Source organism: Nostoc piscinale CENA21 (assembly GCF_001298445.1).
GTDB classification, from domain to species: Bacteria; Cyanobacteriota; Cyanobacteriia; order Cyanobacteriales; family Nostocaceae; genus Nostoc_B; species Nostoc_B piscinale_A.
This window is the reverse complement of record NZ_CP012036.1, coordinates 2,955,473-2,977,505: the sequence shown is the minus strand read 5'-3', so window position 1 is coordinate 2,977,505 and position 22,033 is coordinate 2,955,473. Positions and strand designations below refer to the sequence as shown.

Sequence of the window (22,033 nt, the reverse complement as noted above, 5' to 3'; positions counted from 1 at the left end):
TTCTTCGCGTAACTCTGCGCTTAACTTTGCGTCCCTCTGCTTTTAAAATAGTGCCAACCCATACTCACCATGCAGCATCTACGTCAACTATTAGAAACAGAAAACTCCGAATTAGCCAGGTTATTGCGGTGTAGCCTGTATGGACTAGAAGCTGCATTAAACCGAGCCTATACAGAATTACCCGATGATCCTGGTGCTGAAATTTGTGCAGAATTGCTGCAAGAAATCCAAGATTTATTGCAACCTCCACCTCCAGAAATTGTAGTAAAACAAACCTTAATTATCGAAACTTCAAATGAGTTCAAACTAAACCATCTACGCGATACTTGGAATGCTGACGCAGAACTAAGTTTATATTTAGGTGATGCAACCTTACAAAGCCAAAGCGACGCTGATTTATGGCATGAAATTCACCGTAAACTGCTACGAATACCTGATGATTTAGCTGCGTTTTGGCAACAACGCACCTTAGATTTAGCTCAAGAAATCGGTTCAGTAGAAAATGATTCTAACTTCTACCAACTTCCCTTTATTAGAGATGAAATTATTTACCCTGGACTTAAAGGTAGTGTGAATGTTCAGGGGTTATGTTTATCTCAAACAGCACTTTTAAAATCAAAAATTTTCCCCATCAATGAATCAGAAGATTTACAATTACTCGCTGGCTTCTTAAATTTATATCTCAAATTTATAGAAATAGAACCAGATTTACATCATGCTTTAAAAAGTATTTTTAGCTTTGATATTATTTCTTTAAACTCTAAACCAGAACAGCAACAACAATATATAGAAGCTTTAACAGACCGCTTTCACCGCACCCAAAAAGCCGAAGAAAATAATGATATCTTAGCCATTGTACGTGCATGGATTGATATAGATGAAGCTATACATTCATTAGTATTTATTCCACCAGTTGAACGTTATTCATGGTGGGGAAAATTACAACAAGAATCACGGCGAAATTTAAAAAAGATTGCAGACAAAGCCAATAAATCAGGACACAATGTCAGAATTCGCCAACTCTCAGGACTCTATGCTGATATATGTGCTTTTTCTAAAGATGATTTACAGCTAAATTGTGGCGGTATTCCTGGAGAAGTTTTAACTTGTTTGCGAGTTTATGCACGCATTAATCAAGAAGAGTTTCCCGGACGGGTAATATTTCGTTCATTACGCTAGTGGTTATTAATTTATTGGGTGCATAAATCAAATATTAAGATTGTTAATCAAAATTACAGCGATTTTCACTTGGTTAGAAGACAAATTGATCCGCGTTTATCTGTGTTGCTAATTAGTGAAATGATTTTACCTCACGCAGAGACGCAGAGGCGCGGAGAATATGAGTTTGAGAGATTGTATTTTTTAGTTTTATTCTCCTATTCAGCAAGGCTATTTTTTCCTATACTTCACTGAATCGAGAACCGCTATATATAGTTGTATCGTTAATCATCGATGTTGTTAAACTCTATCTCATTTTAGGGAAACCTAACTTAGGTATAGATGGAACTTTATTCTTTCAACGAGTAGAAAAATGGTGAATCAACCACAACGCCCTTTAATATTAGATGGTAGTACTTACGCTTCAAATCCTGGAAATCTTAACGTTGATTATCTCTATTGGTTTCGTTCATTTCCTGGCAAACCAATTAAATTGATTCTACCCATAATTGGTCTGCTTGCTTTAGCTATTTTTATTGATTGGATTTTTGGTGCTGCGATTTTGGATGTCATACGTAAAGGTAAAAGTTTGGAACATTTACCATTCGCATTATTGGGAGTTGCTATATTCAATATTTTCTTTGGTGTTGGAATATGGTGGTTTCTAAAACCGTTGTCATTTCTTGTAGCCTACATCCGTGAATATTTCATTTATGGTTGTGTTAACCCAGGTATTGTAGTTTCATCAAAACCGTCTTTAGTTGCCGTATTCACTGATCTCAGAACAAATATAATGCCATATTATGCTATTAAAATTTTGCCTCAACCGCTTCGATGGATGAAGAATGGAGTTCCACCCGTGGGTACAAGATTGGCTACAGTGGCTCTATATGAAGGTAATATTAACAAAAGTCATTGGGATACTTTTCACCCAATAGTCATTGATTGCGTAACTGGCAATCAAGCTGATATACAAAGAGTTTTAGAAAGTATACCCGATTGGGAATGGGAACAGCTTGCGCTCGGTCTTGAATATATTAAAACCACTAAGCCAGGATTATATTTTCTACCTTCTCCAAATCCATTTGAATAGTTTAAGGATGACTTATTATTTAAATTTAAAGCAGTAGTCGCAACCACAACGGTTGATAGGGAACAGAACGAGACATAAAAACATTTATTCTGTACAACAAATATAAAGATATTTTAAGTCAAAGCACGATTTTTTACTTATGCTCAAAAGTCCCCTCCGCTATCCTGGAGGTAAATCCAAAGCGATAAAACAGATTATTGAATACTTACCCAATAATTTTTCCGAATTTCGAGAACCTTTTGTTGGCGGTGGTTCTGTATTCATTTATTTAAAGCAAAAACATCCTAAATTAAAAATTTGGATTAATGATTTAAACCCAGAACTATTCTTATTTTGGAAACTCGCTCAATCTGATATATCTGTGTTGGTTGAAGAAATACGCCAAATAAAAAATCAATATACGGATGGTAAGTTATTATTCACAGAATTAACTACAATTGACGTAAAAGAATTATCTCATTTAGAAAGAGCAATCCGGTTCTTTATTCTTAATAGAATTACTTTTTCTGGTACTATAGAATCAGGTGGTTTTTCTCAAGAAGCTTTTGAAAAAAGATTTACACATTCCTCAATAGAACGTTTAGAAAAACTAGAGTCTATTTTAACAGCAGATATCAAAATAACTAACTTGGATTATAGTTACCTTTTAAATGAAAAAGGTGAAAATGTATTTTTTATTTTTAGATCCGCCATATTTTAGTGCCACTAAATCTAGATTATACGGAAAATATGGAGACTTACATACATCTTTTGAACATCAAAGATTTGCTGAAGATTTAAAACAATACCATCATCGTTGGCTGATTACTTACGATAATTCTCTGCAAATTCGGGAAAATTTTCAATGGGCGAATATTTATGAATGGGAATTGCAATATGGGATGAATAATTACAAACAAAATAGTGCTGCGAAAGGGAAAGAATTATTCATTACTAACTATCAAATAGAGAAATTTCTATGAATAACTAACTTTGATAGCTGCTCATTTTCCGGTACGATATCTGCCATGTCCGCTTTTTAGCAAGCCTTGGCGATCGCATTTTCATCACTTACAACCCTAGCTATGACAAATTCCTCAGAAATTTCTACAAGCTGGTATATTCTGCTACAGCAATTAATAGACGGTCAATCTTTGACACGCCCCCAAGCTGCGGAATTGATGCAAGGGTGGCTGAGTGAAGCAGTTCCCCCAGAGTTATCAGGAGCAATTTTAACCGCCCTCAATTTTAAAGGTGTTTCCGCCGAAGAATTAACCGGTATGGCTGAAGTTCTACAATCTCAAAGCGTAGGAAGTACTAAACATCCTGCCCCACTCCCCACTCCCCATTCCCCACTCCCCATCATAGACACTTGCGGAACGGGCGGTGATGGTTCATCGACTTTCAACATTTCCACGGCGGTGGCTTTTGTGGTGGCGGCTTATGGTGTGCCTGTAGCCAAACATGGTAATCGTTCCGCATCTAGTTTGACTGGTAGCGCGGATGTTTTAGAAGCATTGGGTGTCAACTTAAGCGCCCCTAGTGAAAAAGTCCAAGCTGCATTACAAGAAGTCGGGATCACCTTTTTGTTTGCCCCTGGTTGGCATCCAGCTTTGAAATCAGTGGCTCAATTACGCCGCAATCTGAGGATTCGCACTGTTTTCAACTTACTGGGGCCGTTAGTTAATCCCTTGCGTCCGACTGGGCAAGTGGTAGGATTATTTACACCCAAACTTTTAGAAACTGTTGCTCAAGCATTACATAATCTGGGCAAACAAAAAGCGATCGTTTTACACGGGCGCGAAAGAATTGATGAAGCCAGCCTCGGAGATTTAACTGACATAGCGGTGTTATCTGAAGGCAAAGTGCAGTTAACCACTCTCAATCCTCAAGAAGTGGGTGTAACACCTGTGTCTATCAATGCACTCAAGGGTGGCGATGTCCAAGAAAATGCTGAAATTCTCAAGGCTGTGCTGCAAGGCAAAGGAACCACAGCTCAACAAGATGCTGTAGCGTTAAATGCTTCGTTAGCCCTACAAGTTGCAGGTGCGATCCCGTTGTTAGATCATGCTCAAGGCGTGAGTGTGGCTAAGGAAATTCTACAGAGCGGGAGTCCGTGGCAGAAGTTGGAGGATCTAGTTCAATTTCTATCGAATTAGCTTCGGAATGCGATTGGGGACGGAATTCTACAACATTGCGTTTGATGGTGACATCGTAGTTACCAAAAAAGTCATGTCCCAATAAGCCAGTTTCTAAATCTGTCCCAGCGATCGCCACTGGCACGCGATTCACCCTCACCCCGCTAATTGCCATCGAATCAACATAACCCACCGGAAATTCTACGGCTCTAGAACTAGCAGTATTCGCCTTAGCTTTGCCTACAGGTATAATACCTAACGCATTCGCCATTTCCTGAGTAATCACAGTGCCACTGGCTCCTGTATCTACAATCATGTCGAATTTCTGCTGACCATTAAAAGTGACTTCCACAATCGGCGTACCACCCACGCGGCGTTTAATCGGCGCAACAAACACATTTTTTTCCCGTGGCAAAATTTCTGTTGAGGAAAAAACACGTTGTTCTGGCTGTTGTCTGGTTGGGACAGTCGGTTGTGGCATAAATTTAGCCACAGTTTTTGGCTGAGGAACTGCCACTACTATGTTTTGATTTTCACCTGATGGCGGCGGCAAATTTGGATTTGCCTTTTGTCGCGCATACGTTATCTTACGCTGATATTCGACAATTTTGCCTTGAGCCGATACATAATCGGGACTTTGACGGCTAACTTTTTCCATAAGGGCGATCGCCTCTTGAAACTGATGTGCCACCAAATTCCAATCTTGAATCGATTGAGCCGATTGGCTGATAGCTACGGCTCCTGCGGCTTTGTCTAGTCCCAACTGAAAAGCATCGGGTTCAAGCGCCGACGGTGACAGTGCTTCGGATGGGCTGGTGACTGGGGCTGCTGATTCGACAGGGGGCTTTACTGATAAATTGTCAGTTACCACAGATTGTTGATTACTAACAGTCTCAGTAGTCTGTTGGTCTTCACTACAGGCAACGCCCAACACAGCTAAAGCACTTGCGAGAAAAATCGGGGCTGTACGAGATAAAAAAGACTGAAGCATAATTGATATCTATTTTACCTAGCCAAACAACTGCAAAACTACTCCTGCCACCGAATCACCCTGGGAAAATAATTCAGAATTATGAAGTATGAATTATGAAGTATGAAGTGTCAGACTTTGCATTTGATGATTTACACTTTTTTAGGATGAAGACGCAGCGTCGAAGTAAAAATCTCAGATTTCAGACTTAATACTTCAGACTTCTTACTTCAAACTTCATACTTACCCCATCCCTAATCTATCGCTTATGTCCCTGTCTGACGCAATACCCGCTTTACTTGTCTTGGCAGATGGCACTGCTTACCGTGGTTGGTCTTTCGGTGCGACGGGAACCACAATCGGGGAAGTGGTGTTTAACACTGGCATGACTGGCTATCAAGAAGTTTTGACTGACCCTAGTTACTGCGGTCAAATAGTAATTTTTACCTATCCTGAATTGGGGAACACAGGCGTTAATCCTGAAGATGAAGAATCATTGCGGCCGCAAGTGCAAGGTGCGATCGCTCGCAATATTTGTCATAAACCGAGTAACTGGCGATCGACCCAATCCTTACCCGACTACCTCAAACAAAACCAAATTCCCGGTATCTACGGCATTGATACCCGCGCCCTCACCCGCAAAATTCGGATGTTCGGCGCAATGAATGGTGGAATTTCTACAGAAATTTTGGATGAAGCCGAACTGCTAGAACAAGTCCAAGCATTTCCCAATATGGCTGGCTTGAATCTCGTCAAGGAAGTCACCACCTCCGAAGTTTATGAATGGTCAGAACCAACTATTCCCGAATGGGAATTCAATCCCGAAAGTACGGCAAATAGTCAAGAAACATTTACAGTTGTCGCCCTTGATTTTGGGGTAAAGCGCAATATCTTGCGGCGTTTGGCTAGTTATGGTTGTCGCGTGATTGTTGTCCCAGTCAATACACCCGCCGCAGAAATTCTCAGCTACAACCCAGATGGCATCTTTCTTTCCAATGGCCCTGGCGATCCCTCTGCGGTTACAGAAGGTATTGAAACTGTCAAAGCCCTCTTAGAAAGCCAAAAACCCATGTTTGGTATTTGTATGGGACACCAAATTTTAGGTCATGCCTTGGGTGCAGAAACATTTAAACTTAAATTTGGCCATAGGGGTCTAAATCAGCCTGCGGGTTTACAACGAAGGATCGAAATTACCAGCCAAAACCATAGTTTTGCCATTAACCCAGATAGTTTACCTCAAACATTGGTTGAGATCAGCCACCTGAACTTAAACGATCGCACTGTTGCTGGTGTCCGCCATAAATCTTTGCCCATCTTCTCGGTACAGTATCACCCCGAAGCCAGCCCCGGCCCCCATGATGCTGATTATCTATTTGAGCAATTTGTCCAAGCAATGCGATCATTACGCACAGTTTAATGGTGAGGTTAAGTAAAAATATAAAAAGTGCTAGATGGGATCTGTAAAAATTAAAAGTTAAAAGGCAAAAGTCAAAAAAATTTTTACTTTTTACTTTTTACTTTTTACTTTGCCTAAACTCTGCTATCTCAGCAGGTTGTAGACAACGTGCATAAAAACCATCTATACTTGAGCGTTCACTTTAATTATGAGGAGGGAATTATTGCTGAGCCACTTAATCTAACCGTAAGCCTGAGAGGCACTCGTGAAATCCGGGATAACTGTCAGCTATTCCGCCTCACAGGTTTGTTAGATGCCTTTTCTGAACCGACATTTCGCAAGGTACTAGGCGGCAAAATTGACGAGGGGCCAAAGCACATTATTCTGGATCTCTCTCAAATTGACTTTGTTGATAGCTCTGGCTTGGGAGCCTTGGTACAGCTAGCCAAGCAGGCTCAAAATGCTGAAGGCACCTTGCAAATTGTTACAAACGCCCGTGTCACCCAAACAGTCAAACTTGTTCGCCTAGAGAAGTTTCTCTCTCTGCAAACTACAGTGGACGCGGCTCTTGAAAATATCAAAGGGTCTTGATAGTTTGACTGGAGGTGAAATTCAGCTATCCGATAGTTTATCTGGATAGCTTAATTTTTATCAAAACTGGACGCTAACCTCTCTCCTTGTGAGAGAGGTATCAAAGCCAGCTATTTTGATTGAAATCTACAAAACTGACATATTTCACAAATCCTTTTATCGAAAACAGGGTGTAGGTTGTATTTGTTCAAAACCCTTACACCCTTACACCCCCACACCCCTAAACACAGCCTCAACCATTCCTCTTCTGAAGAAATTCCGATTCAAGTACAAAATCTCCCCTAAAAAGATAGAATTAATTGGGTAATCCTGATAGTATAGATTGTGCTACGTAAGATATTTAAAATATATTCAAGAAAAATTAATCGTATAAAAGTATTCTGTTAAGGAATGATAAATTTGTGGACTCCCAGGAGGAAGAACCAATAGATAGAATAGATAGACAAGATGAACCTCCTACATCTGATTTATCTTGGGTGCAAGCCTGTTTAGCCAGCACTGTACAACTACACCAAAAAATTTCCCCAAGCCAAGTGCAGCAAATTTCTCCGGCTGCTCTTGCTTATGTAGGAGATGCAATCTATGAGCTTTATGCTAGAATGTTCTATCTATTGCCATTACAACGGCTAGAAACTTATCACCGTTTGGTAGTGGCCCAGGTGAGAGCAGAAACACAAGCCCTACATTTGCGATCGCTGATTCCTCATCTGAGGGAAGCCGAACTAGAAATTGTCCGCAGAGGACGTAACGCCTCTACAGGACGGCCTAAACGCCTCGATCCCGAAATTTATCAACAAGCAACTAGCCTAGAAACTTTGATTGGCTACTTGTATCTTACCGATATCCCACGCTTAACCGAATTGTTGCAGAAACTTCATCTCGAACAAGAGTGAGACATTTCACCTGATCAGTGAAAAATTGGTGTGTTCGGTTCAGCACCTTTAAGCATTCAGGATGCCTACTTATAAGCTCATACATTGAAACTCATTATGACTAGCAAACCCAAAAAGATCCAGACATCTGGCGAACCCAATCGTGGGCGGACTGTGAAAATTAAAGGTAAGCGTTTTAGTGGTAATCCTATTCGGAAAGCCAAACCAGAAGAGCGTGACAATCACGCCACACCAAGCAATTCCTCTGCCAATCGTCAGTTTTCTTATCAGTCTCCTATTCTTAAAAAAACAGAAGATAACGAAAGTGATTTAATCTACGGTCGTCATCCAGTTTTGAGTGCGTTGGAAAGTCAACGGGAACTCAATCGTGTGTGGGTAACAGCGCGTTTACGCTACGATCCCCGATTTCATAATTTGCTACTACAAGCGAAAGACAATGGCACAGTTATCGATGAAGTAGAACCCAAGCGTCTTGACCAAATTACCGAAGGCGCTAATCACCAAGGAATAGCAGCCCAAATCGCCCCTTATTCCTACCTGGAATTACCAGATTTAGTGGCTCAAGCTAAATCTGCTGTCAATGATCCCGTGATTGTGGTCGCTGAAGGGATCACTGATCCACATAACTTGGGAGCAATTATCCGGACTGCGGAAGCAATTGGCGCTCAAGGCTTAGTCATTCCCCAAAGACGAGCCGTGGGGATCACCTCGACAGTCGTCAAAGTTGCAGCAGGCGCTTTAGAAAACTTTGCAGTATCAAGAGTAATTAACCTCAGCCGCGCTTTAGAAGAACTCAAAGAAGCGGGTTTTTGGATTTATGGTACCGCCGCTACAGGAAGCGAACCCATACACACAGTACGCTTTAGCGGGCCTATAGTTTTAGTCATCGGCTCTGAAGGCGAAGGCTTAAGCATGTTAACTCAACGTGCATGTGATGTTTTGGTGTCAATTCCCTTACAAGGAAAAACCCCCAGTCTAAATGCCTCTGTGGCTGCTGGGATGGCACTTTATGAGGTTTATCGCCAACGTTCTTTAAACACTTTGTATCTAAATAAGTTACCAAAACCTCTTTGAAAAAAAAAGAGCAAAAGAGTATAAAGAAATGTAAAGCAACCACAATCGCAACGTAGTATCTAACAACTACTACCAGATTGATCAATCAGCAACTACCATGAAAACCATCGGGTACGACATGAAAGAAGCTTTAATCAACACATTTAATAGCCTCGGATTAGCGTGGTGGGTGGAAATAGTAACACAAAACCCCCGTTGCACTTACTACTTTGGGCCATTTCTTACTTCTGCTGATGCAAAATTAGCCTTAAAAGGCTATGTGGAAGATTTAGAACTGGAAGGGGCGCAAGGAATACAAGTGAATGTCAAACGCTGTAAACCAGATAATTTGACAATTGCCGATGACCTGGGGGAACGGATTGACCGCAAAGTAAAGCCTGCCTTTAGCGGTCAGATGTAATTTAGGCAATCATTAAAGGTCTGAAGTATGAAGTATGAAGTATGAAATTACCTTACCTATGAAGTGATGGGGTTGGTAACAAAACAGTCTTCGCTTCATCCTTCATTCATTAACTAGAAATTATTGGCTAGGTATGACTTGGGGATGCGCTTCTAACCAGTGGTCAATATCGCTCAGTACTTGATGGGGAATTTCCCACGGGAAAAGATGTGCCGTATTGGGGTAACATTGCCACCGACTATTTTTGAGGTGTCTGGCAGTTTCTAAACTAGAGTCGGCTGTGATATGGCGGTCTTGAGCGCCTGCTAGTACTAGGCTAGGACAATGAATCTGCTCTAGTTCTGCTAGACGATTGTATCGAGAGTGCAAGGCATTGGATAAAGCACGAGTCGCAGCTGCGGAGGTTTGTAAATAAGCTGGTACTGCTGCTTGGGCAATGTATTTATAGGCAGTGGCGTTATGTTGTTGAATCAGGTAACGAAACAGCGATCGCTTACCAAATGTATCAATATTCCATTGCCAACTAGGTTTAATTAAATTTAATAAACCAGCAATGCCTGTGTATAAGTTATCCTGCCAAGTAATCGGGGGATGACTACCATAAGGTCTAGCGGCTGTGGCTACCAAAATTAGCCCCGTGACACGCTGTGGCATTCTGAAAGCTAATTCCATTGCCAAAATCCCACCTAGTGACCAACCCAATATCAGGCATTTTTCAATGGCAAAGCGGTCTAAAAGAGCTTCTAAGTCTGTTAAATGGTCTGTCATAGCAAAATTACCTTGATAGCGGCTTTTGCCATAACCACGCAAATCTGGAGCGAAAGTTTGAAAGCGTTGAGATAAGTGATTAGTAAATACAGAAAGACTACGACCAGAACCAGGATGACCATGTATCGCTAAAATTGGAAATCCTTGACCTTGAACGTAGGTGTTAAGGCTAACAGTACCCACAGTTGGAACCATGTAATTTGAGATTGATTATAAGAATTCAGAAGTCAGAATCCAGAATGATTAATATATGTTGAAGGAATCTGAATGCGGCTAAAAGTCTATTCTGGGGGTAAACTGATTTTGCCGTTATTATAGTTCTCCCACAATTCAAATCCCATTTTGAACCTTTGTTTAGACGTATCCATATATGCTTTAACTTCAGACTGCAACAACTTTTTCATCACAGGTTGCTTTGATAAATTTAACAATTTCTTTAATTCATCTTCTGAAAAATCAGCTTCCAATCTTGCTGCATAGGCATCTTTGAAGTGTCTCCAACCAATTTCTCGTGCAAACATCTTCCTAAACCTTGCATAGAGCTTAAAATCGTCGCCCTTACCTATTAACGTGCCAATCAAGTGGTCGAAATACATATCGTATCTTTGTGCAATTCCGATCTCTAGTAGTACCTCAGTTGCTAATTTATACTTGGAGGTTGCTTTGGGAGGTGTTTTTGATTGGTATTCAACTAAAGGGAGTTGTTGAGAATTCGCTACATATACCGTGAAGAAGGTAAAGCAGACGATAAGCAACAATCCGAGAAACTTGGAAAATTGTAACTTTACTTTGAACATGGGAATTGAAGTACCTGAAATTCGATACAAAATTACGCCAAAAGTCTAATCCAGACTGCGGCTCAATTATCCTGTTATCTTATGTTTTCTGTAAATGAACTTGACCACTTGTGCTTGCCTAATTTTGACTAAAAACTGACAATTTTAATGGATGTAAGCTAATCGTCATTGAAATTGCATTATGTTTAATGGTAAATAAAGCTCCAAACCCTCTTCCTTGCACCCTGCCCGCTTGCGGCCTCAATGTGCAGAATAAATGTTTAACAGCTTATCGGTTTGGCATAACTATTTATTGTACTGTCGGACTTCAGACTTCAATTGACGTGAAAACTAAAGTTAAAACTAGCCCAATGATTGACATTTAATTGATATAAATCGTTAGCTGCAACATTCATTTCGGCTGTTGTAATGCTGGCGTTATGTAAATCTTGTAAGACAGCTTGGGCGATTTCCCAAGGATTGACTAATGCACCGATTGGTTGTTGGTCGCCTGTGGGATATTTAGCAGTTTCTAAAGCTTTGAGGGTGGTAGTGAAGGGCGCGAGACTCAAAATTAATTGGTGTTCGCATTCATAAGCAGGCCCCGAAATCGCCCATCCAGATGTTGCTGTATTGTTTGGTAGAGTTATGGTTTCGCCAGCCGGGATGATTACTTGTTGGAGTACAGGTTTTGTTTCGGAAGTGTTTGGTTCTTCAGCAGTTTGCCAAGGGTAAAAAGCGATCGCAGTTCTATGGTTTTTCAAACCTAACAGCATTAAATATACCGTGCGATCGCCTTTATTTTGGATGCGGTATTGAATGCGACTACCAATCGGCACAATGGGAGTGCTGAGTACTTTTTTGGGTAATGTTTTTGTGTCAAGAGTGCGTAAGGTTTCTCTTTGTAGAATGACCTTTGGCGATATACCATTCACTATCTCTAAACTACCTTTGATTGGTAGGCGAGAAGAACCTTCATTTTCGGTGAGTCGCCATAACTTTGCTGCTAGTAAATGTGGCAATTTTGTAGCTAACCTTGTGACTGCTACCTTCACAGCTTCCCCAACTTCCCCTGCGCCATTGGCAATTAATTGTCCAGTCGGAGCGAACAAACCATAACGGCTAGGAGTTTGCGAAAGTTTACCAAAGATATAATCGGCTGGTTGTTCTCCAGTGACCACACTAACCATAGATGCCATTGCGGCAAAGGCGCTAGTAGCATCAACTCTTTCAATTCTTTCCAATCCAGAATCTAAAGCGATATTTAAACTAATATTTTGTGGTAAAACCCTAACTGCTTCTTGAATCAGTTGCCCGACTTGCAGAGGCGTTGCTAATTCTAAACCAGAAATTTGAGCTTTGGCCGTTAACCCTGTACGTGATCGCAATATTAGCTGTTCTCCATTTGCAGCAGTCAAGCGAGAATAGACACCATAGTTTTCTAATACTTGTGGTGGGAGTCCTCCTAGCCAAATATGGGCGGTTTTTCCATTTTCTTCTATAGCCAGAATTGCTCCCTCAGCACCAAGATTTTGATCTAACAGCAAACTTTCGCTAGTTAAGGCTTTTTTGCCATTGATTAAACTCGGATGCTGTTTACTACCCCATTTAGACATTGCACAATCTGCATGAGCAAGGCTAAATTGCAGTGTAGTAGCGGGAGTGGTTTCCCAGAGGTACTGAGTTAAAGCATAAGTAAATAAGCCAGCACTAAACCCCGAAAATAGTCCTTCCTGGGCGACTTGTTTGGGATCAGCCGTGGCAGATAAAATCACCGCATTAGTCAGTGAAGCTTTAGTTTTGAGTTGTTCAAGAAATTCAATTTCTGCGGTGGCTAACTTGGTGGCTAACTCTTGACGGGCGCGAATTCGCCAACTGGTGGGTTGAATTGTACTAGGCAGCTCATAACTAGTATCTAAGACTGCTGTGACCTTTTCTGTAGGGAGCGATCGCAGCAATAATAAAAGAGTCTCTTCTAAAAGATAAGTGGCTATTTTTTCATCTTGAATTTCTAAATTCTCGTTTGTTGGCACCAAAGCATTTTGTAGCGTGTCCTCAGACTCATTTAATTTGATGCGAGTGCCATAGCCGCTAAAGTGAAAAACAACTACATCATCAGATTTGACTTGTTTACCAAGATGATCTAAACAAGCCGCTTCAATAAATTCTCGACTAGCTTGTTCATCAGTTAACGTCAAAATATTGGCAGGTAAAAAACCAAACCGATGAATCAACAGTTCCTTTTGCAATTCCACATCGGTGAGACAGCCACTCAGCGAAGGACTTTTGCGGTATTGATTAATGCCGACTAATAAAGCTAGTTTTCGGGGTGTGGGTTGTGCCAAAGCTTGGTAGTGCTGACTCCAAGTAAACAATTCCGCTTCCGTGACACCCAACACCGCCAGTATTGAGCCAATCCGTTTTAAAAAAAGTCCGACGCTGCATAAAGTTAGCTATCAGTCCTCAGCCTGTCAGCTAACAGCTTATAAGGCTGAAGTCGTGACTGTAAAGTTTTTACTATTTATATGTTGAGAATTTTAGGACTTATAGCAATTCGATGAGCAGCTATCCCTAATAAATCTTGTAGAGACGTTGTATGCAACGTCTCTACTCCTCATCTGTTGATTAAGTCAAAGCCGGAACAGGAACTCGCATCGCCCGCGCCAACTCGGCTGCAACTTCTGGACGGGAGAATTCTGGAGGGGGTAATTCACCACGACGCAGCATTTCTCTGACTTTTGTACCTGAGAGGTGAATACGTTCTTCTGGTTTGCTGGGACTAGTTTTAGTCGTCGCCATTTGCTTGGTACGTGTGCAGTAGAAGGCGTGTTCAAACTTCATCGGTACAATTCCGATTTCACTTGGCTCAAATTCATCAAAGATGTATTGAGCGTCATAAGTGCCGTAGTAATTGCCAACGCCAGCATGATCCCGCCCGACAATAAAGTGAGTACAGCCGTAGTTTTTGCGAACTAAAGCATGGAAGATAGCCTCACGGGGGCCAGCGTAACGCATTGCGGCTGGGTTAATTGCTAAAACTACGCGATCGTGGGGATAATAATGCTCCAGCAAAATTTCATAGCAGCGCATCCGCACATCAGCAGCAATATCATCATCTTTAGTTGCGCCTACCAATGGGTGCAAAAATAGAGCGTCTACAGTTTCCAAGGCGCACTTTTGGATATATTCATGAGCGCGGTGGATGGGGTTGCGAGTTTGGAAACCTACAACAGTTTTCCAACCATTTTCCCGAAACATTTGTCGTGAAGCAGAGGGGTCAATTTGATAAGTGGGAAACTGAGGATGGGGATCTCGTTGCAACAGCCAGATATCACCAGCAAGATGTACAGCACCTTGGTTATAAACTACCTGCACACCAGGATGATTTGCGTCATCTGTGCGGTAGACATTGACAGCTTCGCGGATTTTGTCGTAAGTATATTTTTGTGTGAGTTGTAAAACCCCAATAAACCGACCTGCGGGGTTATCTAAGCGAATTAAATCACCTTCTTTTAGGGGAGAAGCAACTTCTTCTGCTACCGAAAGTGTAATTGGAATTGACCATACCAGACCGTTAGCCAGACGCATTTCAGTGACAACGCGATCATAGTCTGACTGATTCATAAAACCAGTGAGTGGACTAAAAGCACCGATCGCAATCATTTCTAAATCAGAAACCGCACGTTCGTCTAGTTGCACACGAGGTAAAAAGTCTGCCTTAGACAGAAATTCCTCTCTTTGTTCTGGTGTGGCGATGCGATTAACTAACTCTCCACCATGTGGCGCAATAGCATCTTGATGGTAACTCAACTTAATCCCCTCTTAGCGATAACTGTAATTGTTGCAAACTATGTACTAACTAACTTATCAAATGCTGGTGCAGAGAGTAAAAATACTTCTGTAAAATTGGTCAGCAGAACTGAAAATTAAATAGATAAGTTAAAGCTAGTACGCCACCCGATTAATTTTGATAGGTTGCGGTTGTTAAAATCCCTGAGTTTTTGAAAAATTTGGGGATCTATGACCTCGATAAGTTATACCATTTTGGATTTTAGATTTTGCGAAAAGTTGCGTGGGCGGGTTTCCCACGCCAGTCGCTACAACGGAGGGAACCTCCGCAACGCGCTGGCTCGACTTAAGCAAACTTTTCAAGACAGATTTTGGATTGGTAAGCTTTTGAGCCATCCATCTGTCGCAATCATTTTTCAATTTGGTATTAGAGCTAGATTGAATCGAATCAGAATCCTAGCTGCTTCTTGTCAACACACTTTTACATTGTGAATGGCAAAAAATGACATTTTTTTGCCATAAAATTAGAAATATCCAAAAAAATAGGAAAGCTATATCCATGAAAAGCATTAATATATCTCTTCCTGATGCGATGCGAACTTACATAGAGGAACAGGTAGCTGCTGGGAGTTACAGTAGCGTTAGTGAGTATTTTCGTGAGTTAGTACGCCAAGACCAAAAGCGTCAAGCTGCTGAACGGTTGGAAAAGATGCTTTTAGAAGGTTTAAACTCTGGCAATGCAACTGAGATGACTGCTGAAGATTGGGAAGACATTCGCCAAGCCGTGCGGGAAAGAATCGCCAAGCATAAACGGTCAAACTAAAGTTGATGAACAAAGTCCGTAAAAGACCGCAAGTCATTCACGATTTGCTAGAAATAGCAACTTATATTGCAGAAGATAACTTAGAAGCTTCAGATCGATTTCTCGCAGCGGCGGAAAAAACCTTTCAACAACTGGGAAAAATGCCAGAAATGGGAAAATCTTGCCACTTCTCTCATCCCAAGTTAGCTGGGATTCGACAGCAAGCAATCAAAGGATTTCAAAAATATTTTATTTTTTATCTTTCTACTGACTCTGGTGTAGAGATTATTCGAGTCATTTACGGTGGGCGAGATATTGAAGCTATCTTGTATGAAGATTTAGAAGAGAATAACGCAGAATAGCCCCTCTCATGACAGATTGGGAAAAATAAATTTATGTTGGGAACGCACGGAAACCCAAAATTAGGGCGTGTTTTAATCAAGTATGTTTGACCCTCTCAAGTACGCTGATGAACTTATTGACTCAAAACAAGAAAATGAGTTATTGAAGTGGCTGCGTCAACTTAATGATGAGGAAAAATTTACCTTTGTTTGGCGCGTATTAAACGTCAATCCTTGGCAGGGATGTAAGTTAGTCAAGCGATCGCAACTTAAACCTATTTTTTTAGAAGTGATTCTTGCAAATGGTTTAGTTTACGGTGACGCAAGTACAGTGTCATGGTACATGAAAGCTGTTCTGCCCGGTTTAGGCTACAAGCGAGTACTTGAGATGATCAAAGCTCATATAGATATTGCGCCATTGTGTGTGTATAAAACTCTATACTGGCTGCCTTGGTTATACCGTAACCAATCAAAAAAACTCAAAAATGAGATACGGATACTTATTGAAGAGTTCAATCAAAAGTATCCTAATTATCAACCACGTAGAAGCACAGGCACTCATGCTTAACAGCTAAATACTGCCGATGAGTAGAGACGTTGAATTTTAATGTCTCTACCCAAGTATTTAACTAAACTGCTCAATAATTCCGCCGCCTAACACCTTCTCACCGTCATACCAGACTGCTGCTTGTCCTGGGGTAATGCTGAACTGGGGTTCATCAAATACCAAGCGGACGCGGGAATTTTCCAGAGGAATTACCGTCACTGGTACAGGCTGAGAACGATAGCGGACTTGGACTTCAGCTTGAATTGGTGTGGAGGGTTCAACGATGGAAACCCAGTTTACTCGCCCGACTGTACATTCTGGCTGAGTGACCTTGGTGCGATCGCCTACCACAACCCGATTATTCACAGCATCCAATTCCACCACATATAATGGTTCAGCCGCCGCAATGCCTAAACCTTTGCGCTGACCAATGGTGTAATGATGGACACCATCATGTTGTCCCAAAACTTTACCTGTGGTATCCACAATATCGCCTGTTTTGGGTGCAAGATATTTATCTAGAAATGCCCGCATCGAACCATTGCTTTCGACTAAGCACAAATCTTGGCTTTCAGGTTTGTCGGCAGTTTTCAAATTATATTCAGCTGCAATCCGGCGCGTATCTGTTTTTTCTAATTCACCCAGAGGAAATACGGAAGCCGCGAGTAAATCTTGAGACAAATCATACAAAAAGTAAGACTGGTCTTTGTTGCGGTCAACTGCTCTTAATAATTGATAACGCCCAGTTGCATCGTCATAATTAATACGGGCATAATGACCAGTAGCAATGCGATCGCATCCCAATTGTTCACGGGCATATTCCACCATCGGGCCAAACTTCACCGTTTTATTGCACTGCGAACAAGGTAACGGCGTAATTCCCGCACTATAACCAGACACTAAATAATCAACAATATTGCTCTGAAAGACATCCCGAATATCAACAACTTGATGGGGAATACCAAGTTGTTCGCAAATATCAGCCGCATCGATCATTCCTTCAGAGCAACATTGCCCTTTGCCTTTCATTAGCCAAAGGGTCAAACCAATCACTTCATAGCCCTGATTATGTAAGATAGCAGCAGCGACAGAACTGTCAACGCCACCGGAAAGACCAACGACAACTTTTTTCATATCTTTAATGTTTTTAGACTAGCAGCTGCTAACGACAGAGATTAAAACTGTCTCCATTAAATTCTGATGGGCTGTAATATCCCAGACTAGCGGATCTAAATACCCTGACTGAGCGATCGGCTTTTTTAAAGACAGCTGCGCGACTGCTCAATTGTAGCATATATATCTCAAACCCTTACTAATCAAGCACTTGGGTGACTAAGTAAATAATTTGTCCCCGAAATTGCTAGTCATAAATTGTGGCTATACATTACCGTGGATTACTAATTAAAATTGTATCCACCAATTTTTAGTTCGAGGAGCCACAAGACAGCCTTCACTTACATTATCAGCCACATTCTTAACAGGTAAGCCAAGTTGTAGACTCACTTGTTTATCATAGATGGCATTTTGATAATTTTTCGCCTTTTTGATAGCATCTAAATTCAAACCTGTAGCACCACGGAAGTCTACTTTATCAAGATTAGTCTTGGCGTTAAATATTGCATTATCAAGTTTTGCTTCACGAAGACAAGCCTTTTGTAAATCAGCATTATTCAAGTTGGCAAATTGCAGGTTTGCTCCTTTAAAATTAACAGTATCTAAATTAGCAGTTTCAAAAACTGTACTCCAAAGATTCGCTCCTGATAAATAAGCTCTAAAAAGCATAGCTCCCTGAAAATCAGATTGTTGTAATCTGGCTCTGCCAGGTAAGTTAAGCCCATTTAAAACCGCTCCTTGAGCCTGGACTCTAGACAAATCTTCGTCATGATCATGTAAATATTCAAGAGCTTCTTTTCTACCACGATTTACCGTAATTATTTTTTTTGTCTGAGTTATTATTTAACGCAATAACATCCCAATTTTCAAAGAGATGCTTTCTCTGTCTATCTGCTGCACTCCAGTAAAAATTTATGGCTGCAAATATGATGGCGATGAAACCACAAGCTTGAATTATTTGAATAAGATATTTCAAGTAATAAATCAAGTGGGATTGACTTTTTACTTCGCAGTAAAGGTCAAACATACGCCGATAATCTTCTAATGACCAATTAGAATTCTTGGCCTTATTAATTAATAAATACTCCTTTTCTAATAAATTTTTGGTTTTGTAAATTTCCGAAAAATCAGACAATAAATTAGGTAATTCTTTTGCTGTGCTTACTTCTTGTTTTGGGTGATTTTCTAAGTTACTTATGTGTGTCATATTGGTTTTATAATTAATTGTTGTTTATGAATAGACAAAAACCTTTAGATAACTGTGAAAAACGGAGTTTTATCCTATCTAAATTGATTTTGTTGTTAATGTAGCAATAACTTGTGAGGAAGTTGTGAACAAATGAGGGTATATATCTTGTCTGTCTCTCACGGGAGACAAACAAGAATGATTAACCGCAGATGTGGACGCATAAGTGTCTCACCGCAGGCTAAGTGGGTCAATTTGTACATCAACAGGCTAGTAAACCAGATGTAAAAGTTCATCTGGCTATTTATATGAAAAAATCAACGTAACTGCGTGCAAAGGCAGTGGACGCAAAATATACTTAATGTATCCATTGCCACCTGTGCCTGCGGATTTTATGCTTAGACTATATGGTTTGAAAAATTTTGTTACTACTATGTCCATAAAGTTATCAGGTCAGTTTAGTGCATTGCCAATAATGCCCTTATTTTTGGGAAGTTCCTTGGCGATAATTTCCCAGATTTATCCAGCCCAAGCACAAATCAACAATCATCATCTGTTGCTGTCACAACAAACAGTCATTGAAACCCTACCGCCACCGCCAGATACTTCAGTTAACCCAGATAATCAACAAACTTTGCCCGAATTACAACCAGGGCAAATTGAGCAATATGATCCTACTCCTTTTCCTTACCCATCTACAGATAATCAGTCTCAACCAAATCCTGTATTGATTCAACCGAGTCAGCCAAATCAATATAGCCAAAACTTTGAACGCTACTTTGTCTATGTTGACAGTGATAATTATCAAACTCTACAACGAGTCCGACAAATTGAACCAGGGGCTTACATTCGCCAATATCAAGGACGTTCTATTATCCAGTCAGGAGTGTTTAGCAGGCAATCTAATGCTGAGGATCGGGTGAGACAACTAGAATATGCTGGCATTCGTAGTGCAAGAGTTGTCAGCTTTTCTAACGGGCAGGAAATACAAACTTTTAGCAGTAGTAGTAATAGTAGTAGCAATTCTCAAAATAGAAGTAATAGGTATTATGTTGTGATTCCTGGGAGAACCCAAGACTTGCCTGTAATTGCTAATACAATCATCCGTAAAAGTGGCTATTCTAGCTTAGTGCAAGAAAGACAAAAACCCTTTGGCCCCCATGTAGCTGTAGGGCCATTTGTGGAACGGGGTGATGCAGACAGATGGAATAAATATGTCCGGGATTTAGGGTTTGGTGATGCCAGGGTTTATTACGCTAGGTAAGTGCTGAGTGTCGAGTTCTGAGTTAAAAGTAAAGAGTGAAAAGTTGATGCAAATTTTCTAACTTTTAACTCAACTCCTATCAGCAACTAAATTTAGAAATTTATAATAATGCAAAACCCGTCTCCCATTCAAATCAAACACTCGCCAAACAGACAAGAATATATTGCAAAAGTTGTAGTCACGGCCGTGCAGATGCGTGATATTGAAGAACGAATTTTTGCCACAGGGATGCCTGTAGCCGCTTTGATGGAAAAGGTTGCAGGACTGATTGCCCTTCGCGTTCAACAGTTATTTCCCTTGTCTAGCAACTCATACCGTGTAGGTATTTTAGTTGGCCCTGGTCATAATGGTGGAGATGCTTTGGTTGTAGCCCGTGAGTTACACTTTCGTGGGTATGAGGTTTGGATATATTCGCCTTTTTCTCAGTTAAAAGAATTAACCGCACAGCATTTAGAATATGCCCAAAGTTTGGGTATTTCTTGTGATGGAAACATTGAGCAATTACGGAATTGTGATTTTTTAATTGATGGTTTGTTTGGATTTGGGTTAGAAAGACAGCTTACTGATGCGATCGCGTCTACAATTAATCAATTCAATGAATGGCAACAACCGATTATTAGTATTGATATCCCTTCTGGCTTGCATACCGATACCGGGGAAGTTTTAGGGACGGCAATTCGCGCTACTTACACATTATGCTTAGGCTTGTGGAAGTTGGGCTTATTGCAGGATCATGCTTTAGAGTATGTCGGCAAAGCAGAGTTAATTGATTTTGATATTACGTTGGCAGATATAGAATCGGTATTGGGAAATACACCCAGAATTAGACGGATTACTAGAAAAACAGCACTTTCTACTTTACCTCTGCCGCGTCCAGCAGTAACTCACAAGTATAAAGAAGGACATCTACTATTAATTTGCGGTTCGCGGCGTTATGCTGGCGGGGCAATTTTAACAGCCTTGGGGGCGCGGGCTAGTGGTGTGGGAATGCTTTCTGTGGCGGTTCCTGAATCATTAAAATATCTTTTGGTGTCACATTTACCCGAAGCATTGATTATTGGTTGCCCAGAAACTGAGACCGGGGCAATTTTAGAATTAACGTTACCAGAGAATACTGATTTAAGTGCTTTTAGTGCGATCGCCTGTGGCCCTGGTTTAACCCGCGAAGCTACTCCCATTGTGCAGCAAGTTATCGAAAGCGATCGCACCTTGGTTCTGGATGCCGATGGTTTAAATATTTTGGCACAGCTAGAAACCATTCCCACTTTACAAAAACGGCAAGCTACAACCGTACTCACTCCCCACACAGGTGAATTTCACAGGTTATTTCCCACAGTATCAGATGCCAAACACGACAGAATCACAGCAGTCAGAGAAGCCGCAGCCGAAAGTGGCGCAGTGGTATTGTTAAAAGGTGCTAGGACTGCCATTGCCAATTCTCAAGGTATTGTCTGGATTAATCCCGAAAGTACCCCAGCCTTAGCCCGTGGTGGTAGCGGTGACGTGTTAACTGGCTTACTGGGTGGTTTATTAGCACAAGCAACTAAAAAACAAATTCCTGTAGAAGATATTGTCGCTACTGCTGCTTGGTGGCATTCCCAAGCCGGAATTTTAGCAGCCCAAGAACGCACAGAACTAGGTGTAGATGCCTCTACATTGACGCAATATTTAATGCCAGTACTCAGCACCCATGAGACCTAAAAAGTGTGGAAGTATAAAATATCATCCATATAACTCCTGGCTTGAAAGTGCTAA

At 41.0% G+C, this 22,033-nt stretch carries 21 protein-coding genes and 1 pseudogene; 14 read left to right on the top strand and 8 right to left on the bottom strand.

Features of this window, described 5'->3' with window-relative positions; translation table 11 throughout:
- The first annotated feature begins 69 nt into the window (after window positions 1-69).
- The 4 genes and pseudogenes from ACX27_RS12895 to trpD all read left to right on the top strand — a co-directional run bounded on the left by ACX27_RS12895 (window position 70) and on the right by trpD (window position 4,389).
- Window positions 70-1,179: a hypothetical protein gene (locus ACX27_RS12895; RefSeq protein WP_062292933.1), complete on the top strand. Its 1,110-nt coding sequence runs from the start codon at window positions 70-72 to the stop codon at window positions 1,177-1,179.
- Window positions 1,180-1,531: 352 nt separating this feature from the next.
- Window positions 1,532-2,251: a DUF3239 domain-containing protein gene (locus ACX27_RS12890; protein ID WP_062292929.1), complete on the top strand. Its 720-nt coding sequence runs from the start codon at window positions 1,532-1,534 to the stop codon at window positions 2,249-2,251.
- Between the two features lie 139 nt (window positions 2,252-2,390).
- A pseudogene (locus ACX27_RS12885) lies at window positions 2,391-3,213 on the top strand (DNA adenine methylase).
- Between the two features lie 102 nt (window positions 3,214-3,315).
- Window positions 3,316-4,389: an anthranilate phosphoribosyltransferase gene (gene trpD, locus ACX27_RS12880; protein ID WP_062292926.1), complete on the top strand. Its 1,074-nt coding sequence runs from the start codon at window positions 3,316-3,318 to the stop codon at window positions 4,387-4,389.
- On the opposite strand, the gene ACX27_RS12875 is transcribed toward trpD, so the two are convergent.
- Window positions 4,319-5,359: a retropepsin-like aspartic protease family protein gene (locus ACX27_RS12875; RefSeq protein ID WP_062292923.1), complete on the bottom strand. Its 1,041-nt coding sequence runs from the start codon at window positions 5,357-5,359 to the stop codon at window positions 4,319-4,321. The genes trpD and ACX27_RS12875 overlap by 71 nt on opposite strands.
- Window positions 5,360-5,606: 247 nt before the next feature.
- Between ACX27_RS12875 and carA the strand changes: the two genes are divergently transcribed.
- The 5 genes from carA to ACX27_RS12850 all read left to right on the top strand — a co-directional run bounded on the left by carA (window position 5,607) and on the right by ACX27_RS12850 (window position 9,692).
- On the top strand, window positions 5,607-6,755 hold the full coding sequence (gene carA / locus ACX27_RS12870) for a glutamine-hydrolyzing carbamoyl-phosphate synthase small subunit (protein ID WP_062292919.1): 1,149 nt from the start codon (window positions 5,607-5,609) through the stop codon (window positions 6,753-6,755).
- 168 nt (window positions 6,756-6,923) lie between these two features.
- On the top strand, window positions 6,924-7,325 hold the full coding sequence (locus ACX27_RS12865; RefSeq protein WP_062292916.1) for an STAS domain-containing protein: 402 nt from the start codon (window positions 6,924-6,926) through the stop codon (window positions 7,323-7,325).
- A gap of 401 nt (window positions 7,326-7,726) precedes the next feature.
- The gene (locus ACX27_RS12860; protein WP_062292913.1) at window positions 7,727-8,218 is read left to right on the top strand and encodes a Mini-ribonuclease 3; all 492 of its coding nucleotides are present in this window, start codon (window positions 7,727-7,729) and stop codon (window positions 8,216-8,218) included.
- 96 nt (window positions 8,219-8,314) lie between these two features.
- Window positions 8,315-9,292 carry a 23S rRNA (guanosine(2251)-2'-O)-methyltransferase RlmB gene (gene rlmB / locus ACX27_RS12855; protein WP_062292910.1) on the top strand — a complete coding sequence of 326 codons (978 nt, stop codon included), beginning with the start codon at window positions 8,315-8,317 and terminating at the stop codon, window positions 9,290-9,292.
- Window positions 9,293-9,389: 97 nt separating this feature from the next.
- Complete coding sequence (locus ACX27_RS12850) at window positions 9,390-9,692, top strand: DUF1816 domain-containing protein (protein ID WP_062292907.1); 303 nt, start codon at window positions 9,390-9,392, stop codon at window positions 9,690-9,692.
- 120 nt (window positions 9,693-9,812) lie between these two features.
- On the opposite strand, the gene ACX27_RS12845 is transcribed toward ACX27_RS12850, so the two are convergent.
- From ACX27_RS12845 to sat, 4 genes are all read right to left on the bottom strand, one after another.
- Window positions 9,813-10,655, bottom strand: a complete 843-nt coding sequence (locus ACX27_RS12845) for an alpha/beta fold hydrolase (RefSeq protein ID WP_062292903.1) — start codon at window positions 10,653-10,655, stop codon at window positions 9,813-9,815.
- Between the two features lie 86 nt (window positions 10,656-10,741).
- Window positions 10,742-11,257: a DUF2059 domain-containing protein gene (locus tag ACX27_RS12840; RefSeq protein WP_062292900.1), complete on the bottom strand. Its 516-nt coding sequence runs from the start codon at window positions 11,255-11,257 to the stop codon at window positions 10,742-10,744.
- A gap of 314 nt (window positions 11,258-11,571) precedes the next feature.
- Window positions 11,572-13,635, bottom strand: coding sequence for a caspase family protein (locus ACX27_RS12835; RefSeq protein WP_235526615.1), 2,064 nt, complete (start codon window positions 13,633-13,635; stop codon window positions 11,572-11,574).
- A gap of 226 nt (window positions 13,636-13,861) precedes the next feature.
- Entirely contained in the window at window positions 13,862-15,046 is a 1,185-nt protein-coding gene (sat, locus tag ACX27_RS12830; RefSeq protein ID WP_062292894.1) for a sulfate adenylyltransferase, read from the bottom strand.
- A gap of 538 nt (window positions 15,047-15,584) precedes the next feature.
- Here sat and ACX27_RS12820 point away from each other — a divergent pair.
- The 3 genes from ACX27_RS12820 (at window position 15,585) to ACX27_RS12810 (ending at window position 16,736) form a co-directional block, all read left to right on the top strand.
- Window positions 15,585-15,848, top strand: a complete 264-nt coding sequence (locus ACX27_RS12820) for a type II toxin-antitoxin system ParD family antitoxin (RefSeq protein WP_062292887.1) — start codon at window positions 15,585-15,587, stop codon at window positions 15,846-15,848.
- A gap of 5 nt (window positions 15,849-15,853) precedes the next feature.
- Window positions 15,854-16,189, top strand: coding sequence for a type II toxin-antitoxin system RelE/ParE family toxin (locus tag ACX27_RS12815; protein ID WP_062292884.1), 336 nt, complete (start codon window positions 15,854-15,856; stop codon window positions 16,187-16,189).
- A gap of 82 nt (window positions 16,190-16,271) precedes the next feature.
- Window positions 16,272-16,736: a hypothetical protein gene (locus ACX27_RS12810; RefSeq protein WP_062292882.1), complete on the top strand. Its 465-nt coding sequence runs from the start codon at window positions 16,272-16,274 to the stop codon at window positions 16,734-16,736.
- A gap of 57 nt (window positions 16,737-16,793) precedes the next feature.
- Here the strand turns inward: ACX27_RS12810 and mnmA are convergent, their stop codons facing one another.
- The 3 genes from mnmA to ACX27_RS12795 all read right to left on the bottom strand — a co-directional run bounded on the left by mnmA (window position 16,794) and on the right by ACX27_RS12795 (window position 19,035).
- Entirely contained in the window at window positions 16,794-17,849 is a 1,056-nt protein-coding gene (gene mnmA / locus ACX27_RS12805; protein ID WP_062292879.1) for a tRNA 2-thiouridine(34) synthase MnmA, read from the bottom strand.
- 267 nt (window positions 17,850-18,116) lie between these two features.
- The gene (locus ACX27_RS12800) at window positions 18,117-18,587 is read right to left on the bottom strand and encodes a pentapeptide repeat-containing protein (RefSeq protein WP_062292876.1); all 471 of its coding nucleotides are present in this window, start codon (window positions 18,585-18,587) and stop codon (window positions 18,117-18,119) included.
- A 40-nt stretch (window positions 18,588-18,627) separates the two neighbouring features.
- Window positions 18,628-19,035, bottom strand: coding sequence for a hypothetical protein (locus tag ACX27_RS12795; RefSeq protein ID WP_062292873.1), 408 nt, complete (start codon window positions 19,033-19,035; stop codon window positions 18,628-18,630).
- Window positions 19,036-19,447: 412 nt separating this feature from the next.
- Here ACX27_RS12795 and ACX27_RS12790 point away from each other — a divergent pair, with 412 nt between their 5' ends.
- Both ACX27_RS12790 and ACX27_RS12785 read left to right on the top strand, forming a co-directional pair.
- Window positions 19,448-20,278, top strand: a complete 831-nt coding sequence (locus tag ACX27_RS12790; RefSeq protein ID WP_083468901.1) for a hypothetical protein — start codon at window positions 19,448-19,450, stop codon at window positions 20,276-20,278.
- Window positions 20,279-20,386: 108 nt separating this feature from the next.
- The gene (locus tag ACX27_RS12785; RefSeq protein WP_062292866.1) at window positions 20,387-21,979 is read left to right on the top strand and encodes a bifunctional ADP-dependent NAD(P)H-hydrate dehydratase/NAD(P)H-hydrate epimerase; all 1,593 of its coding nucleotides are present in this window, start codon (window positions 20,387-20,389) and stop codon (window positions 21,977-21,979) included.
- Window positions 21,980-22,033 lie beyond the last annotated feature (54 nt).